Origin of the sequence: Parasulfitobacter algicola (assembly GCF_013315265.1) — a bacterium.
GTDB lineage: Bacteria > Pseudomonadota > Alphaproteobacteria > Rhodobacterales > Rhodobacteraceae > Parasulfitobacter > Parasulfitobacter algicola.
On sequence record NZ_JABUFE010000051.1, the window covers coordinates 1 to 939 of the forward strand.

Below are 939 nucleotides of genomic sequence, written 5' to 3' on the forward strand. Positions count from 1 at the left end.
CTAATAGGGCCGCGTCAGCCCGAGCGACTGCTTCAGCTTGTCCCAAGTCACTGCTTCGAACCGTTCGGGCCATGGCACACCTCTGCGTTTTGCAAGCTGCCTTGCGCGCGGAAGGTACGTCTTTGCGTAGGCGAGGTGCGTTTCGATCATCGCTTCGCGTTCGACTATGGGTGCTGGCATGGCCGCGACCAACTCCTTCTGCTCTTCTGTAAGCAGGCGGTTCAAGTGAAGGGCTCCGCCTCGATCTGGCGCGCCAGTCTCTTCGACTAAGAGATCGATGAGTTTCGAGCGCAGATGAAAGATGCCTACAACACCGTTGATGTACTCTTCGCGACCTGCCGCAAGATGCAAAAGCCCAAGTATACGAATAAACTCCTCAAATTCGCGAAGAAGACGCTCGGGTGTGGCCTGCCTCAGGGGCCGCTCCTTTGGCAACTGATCGTAAAGGCCATCATGGTCAAAGAGAGGTCGAAGGCTCGCTTGGCTGTGGGCCGCGAACTGCTCGGGCCTGAGGATGATAACATCGGTACGCGTCCAGTCTGCAGTGATCGCATTGATAAGCGCGGGACGGACACCTCTATCCCACCACTTTACGATCTCGCCGGTACGTTCGACAGCGGCTTTCCACGCTCCAGCAATCTCGTCGGTTGGCCCATCTTTTGACACCAGTATGAAATCGATATCGCTGTAGGCATCTGCCCGCCCATTGCCGAAGCTGCCGCTGAGGAACAAGCCGCGAATTATGGGTTGACTGTGCAGCGCGTCGGTAATCGTCTCGATGACACGTTCTGATTGCATGTATTTTCCTCGCTTTAGCGGAACGTTCAGCCTCTAGTCGACTTCATAAAGAAACTGCGTATCTCTTGCGATCTATTTGTCGAGATCATGAAAGCCGCCATTGGCGCGCTTGCAGAGAAATGGCGCTTTTGTCCCGCGATG

At 55.4% G+C, this 939-nt stretch carries 1 protein-coding gene; it reads right to left on the minus strand.

Features of this window, described 5'->3' with window-relative positions:
• Window positions 1–798 carry a nucleotidyltransferase domain-containing protein gene (locus HRQ87_RS19980; protein WP_174140209.1) on the minus strand — a complete coding sequence of 266 codons (798 nt, stop codon included), beginning with the start codon at window positions 796–798 and terminating at the stop codon, window positions 1–3.
• Window positions 799–939 lie beyond the last annotated feature (141 nt).

Bases quoted from the DNA above. Each gene is read 5' to 3' on its own strand.
- HRQ87_RS19980 (WP_174140209.1), bottom strand. From the start codon at position 798: ATGCAATCAGAACGTGTCATCGAGACGATTACCGACGCGCTGCACAGT.